At 55.5% G+C, this 2,681-nt stretch carries 6 protein-coding genes; all 6 read left to right on the forward strand.

The window, feature by feature from the left end; translation table 11 throughout:
- On the forward strand, nucleotides 1–319 hold a 319-nt coding region (locus tag ABJK56_RS17455; protein ID WP_347245961.1), incomplete at its 5' end, for a hypothetical protein.
- A 44-nt stretch (nucleotides 320–363) separates the two neighbouring features.
- A complete protein-coding gene (locus tag ABJK56_RS17460) occupies nucleotides 364–816 on the forward strand; it encodes a helix-turn-helix domain-containing protein (protein ID WP_347245962.1) in 453 nt (150 codons plus the stop codon).
- The gene (locus ABJK56_RS17465; RefSeq protein ID WP_347245963.1) at nucleotides 810–1,244 is read left to right on the forward strand and encodes a DnaA N-terminal domain-containing protein; all 435 of its coding nucleotides are present in this window, start codon (nucleotides 810–812) and stop codon (nucleotides 1,242–1,244) included. The genes ABJK56_RS17460 and ABJK56_RS17465 overlap by 7 nt, the downstream gene beginning before the upstream one ends.
- Before the next feature lie 31 nt (nucleotides 1,245–1,275).
- Nucleotides 1,276–1,671: a hypothetical protein gene (locus ABJK56_RS17470; RefSeq protein ID WP_347245964.1), complete on the forward strand. Its 396-nt coding sequence runs from the start codon at nucleotides 1,276–1,278 to the stop codon at nucleotides 1,669–1,671.
- Nucleotides 1,668–2,273, forward strand: coding sequence for a hypothetical protein (locus ABJK56_RS17475; RefSeq protein ID WP_347245965.1), 606 nt, complete (start codon nucleotides 1,668–1,670; stop codon nucleotides 2,271–2,273). The genes ABJK56_RS17470 and ABJK56_RS17475 overlap by 4 nt, the downstream gene beginning before the upstream one ends.
- On the forward strand, nucleotides 2,263–2,681 hold a 419-nt coding region (locus ABJK56_RS17480), incomplete at its 3' end, for a hypothetical protein (RefSeq protein WP_347245966.1). The genes ABJK56_RS17475 and ABJK56_RS17480, both read left to right, overlap by 11 nt.

Below are 2,681 nucleotides of genomic sequence, written 5' to 3' on the forward strand. Positions count from 1 at the left end.
CTTCCCGGTGCGGCTGGTGGGGAAAGTGACCAGTCCCGAGGATGCGCGGGTGGCAACAAGGTGGAAGTGGACGGGGGCAGAGCGGTTGCTGGGCCGGGGCGATTTCATTGCGGTGGCGGAGGGGCAACTGCTTGCAGGCAAACGATGTTGGAGGGTTGGCTACGCCAGCGTATGGCTGGCGCACTCCGCTGGCGCACCGCCAGCGGTACGTCAGCGCATACGCCAGCGCAGGCGCGGAATCGCTCCGGAGCGCGACGATAAATCATACAGACCCTACGCCAGCGTAGGGCTTATAGGCCGTTTTATTGAGTTTTTCTGATAGCGTATGAAATATAGCGGTAATAAAAGAAAATAGGGGGAAGCATGATTACAATCTTCAATGGTCGCCGCCGGGGCCTGGGAGAGATACCGACTTCGCAGGTCTATGCCAAAATAGACATCATGTTCCGTGAGTATTTGCACTTATTCAAGGGAGCCAAACTCGCGGTCTTACTGGCAATTTCTTTGCACGCCAACGAGGATGGCTGGGCGTGGCCATCCTACGAGACCTTGTCTCGCGAGACTGGCTATAGCCAAGACAAGATCCGTGACGCATTATCTGAACTCTGTCAAATGACGATTGATGGCCACCGCGTTTTGTTGCGCTATCAGCCGCAGCAAACCGGGGGGCAGTTCGCGAGCAACAGGTACTTGCTATTTCCCACCCCCGAGGAGGTGGAACAATACGAACACTCAGGGATAAGCCATCAACCTGGCATTGGATTTGCTGGAAGAGCCGTTGTGGCAAAACACCACAACAAACCAGAACCATGTTAGAACCAGAGCCAATTTTTTTAGAGGAGGAAGAGGAAGAAGAGAAAAAAGAGCGAGCGAGAACGAAAGAATTAGACAGCACTGATGAGATTGCCAGAACACTTCAGGAAAACGGCGTTTTCCCGGAACTTGAGCAGGGGAACACTGGGGAGCAAGCACGCGAGGCGGTTCCGGAGGAGGAAACCCCTGAGCCAGAAAGGCTCTGGCAAAGAGCCTTGGGCGAACTTCAATTGGAACTGACGCGCGCTACATTCGAGACCTGGTTGCGAGGGTCGCGGGCAATTGCCTGCGAGGACGGCACCTTCGTCATCAGGGTCGCCAACACTTATGCGCGCGACTGGCTGGAAAGCCGTCTAAAGCCTGTAGTGGAACGAGTACTGACTCGCGTGGTGGGGCAACCCACTACCGTTCGATTCATCGTGAACAATTAAAACCCGGATGGTCAGTAACAGGGGGAAAATTATGCTTAACCAGATTCTTGTAACTGGCAAGGTGGCATCTCCGTTGCGAAGGATCGACAGGGAAACATATTTGTTTATCCTGGCCACTTTCGGGCCAGATGGCAACTTGTGCTTCCCGCCCGTCATTGTCCACAATCCACCTGATTTCCTCAGATTTGCCCCCGACTGCAAACTCCACGAACAACCCACTGTGACTGTGATTGGATCGATTCGGACAAACAACCTCTCTATTCCGCTTAAGGATGAGATAGTACGCCTGGCCCGCCGTGCTGGCGCACCTGGCAAGATCGTCCTGCGCTTGCAGGCTGTTCTATCAAAATCGGATGACCTTTACGCCAAGCGGGTCGGCGTGGAAATCATCGCCGACCAAATTTTCCCAGGAGGCGAATGGAAATGAAATCTGATTTTGCCTCTATCAGTTTTGCCCAGGGTGCCGACGGCGCCGATATCCAAATCCAAGAGGACCGTCTTTCCCTGTGCAACTTCGTCGTCGCCATCGGAAAAGTCGTGAGCGATGTGGAGTGTTTCTCCACCCGCACTGGCAACAAGCCTAAAATCAGTTTTCGCATCGCGATCCCGCGTACTCCCGATCTTCCCCGCAAAAAACCAGCGTCCAGCGACTTCTTCACTGTGAATTGCTGTGGCCAGCGTTTTCTTCCCCTGCTGGACACTCTATCCAAGGAGTGCCAGGTCGTGGTCATTGGCTGGTTGCAGAGTCGCGACGTGAGCGGCCCCGGCTCACGTATTGTCCACGAAATCGGCGCCCGAGCTGTTATACCGATTCTGGATTCCTTGTTGCTCTCTGCCCTGGATTCCCTGGTCGCAAATGTCGTCAAGGATCTAACTCCTCAGGCCCGAAGGGAGCTTTTGGAAATATTGGCAAACGGCGGACAACCCGAGATTGTTCCTCAAGCTGCTCTGGACTCGAGCGGAAAGCTCCATCCAGAGATCCGCCAGGCACTTTTGCGGGTGCTGCGGGAGGAATCCAGTGGAGATTGAGGTCCATCGGCGATTTGTCATAATAACAGGAGCATTGCTTGTGCTCCTGCTTCTGACCTGGGTTGGTATGGCAGTTAGCCCGCGGGAAGCAACCGGCCGTTGGTTGCTGCTGACCCCGCAGCGCCGTGCCGTTTTGCAATACCTCCGGTGGTGCCAGCACTGGACGGACAGTCTGGTCCGACTCCAAGATGACTTGGATGCCCTGACGCTTGCAGATTCCCAGTCTGCCGCCTCTGCAACGGATTTGTACCGTCGGGCCCAACGGGCCCAAAAGGCACTGGAAACCGCTCTGGATCTCCAGCGAGATGCAGAGCGGGTCCGTGTTCCCGCGCCGATGGTCGGTGTCCATCAATTGGTCACAGCCTCGGCCCAGGCTTTCCCCGCCTGGGCCGAGGCTGTGACTGCCTT

It is taken from the genome of Thermogutta sp. (assembly GCF_039793925.1).
In the GTDB taxonomy this organism is placed as follows: Bacteria; Planctomycetota; Planctomycetia; order Pirellulales; family Thermoguttaceae; genus Thermogutta.

Excerpts from the sequence above, each read along its gene's own strand:
- ABJK56_RS17460 (WP_347245962.1), top strand. The coding sequence starts at position 364 with ATGATTACAATCTTCAATGGTCGCCGCCGGGGCCTGGGAGAGATACCG.
- ABJK56_RS17465 (WP_347245963.1), top strand. The coding sequence starts at position 810 with ATGTTAGAACCAGAGCCAATTTTTTTAGAGGAGGAAGAGGAAGAAGAG.
- ABJK56_RS17475 (WP_347245965.1), top strand. The coding sequence starts at position 1,668 with ATGAAATCTGATTTTGCCTCTATCAGTTTTGCCCAGGGTGCCGACGGC.
- ABJK56_RS17470 (WP_347245964.1), top strand. The coding sequence starts at position 1,276 with ATGCTTAACCAGATTCTTGTAACTGGCAAGGTGGCATCTCCGTTGCGA.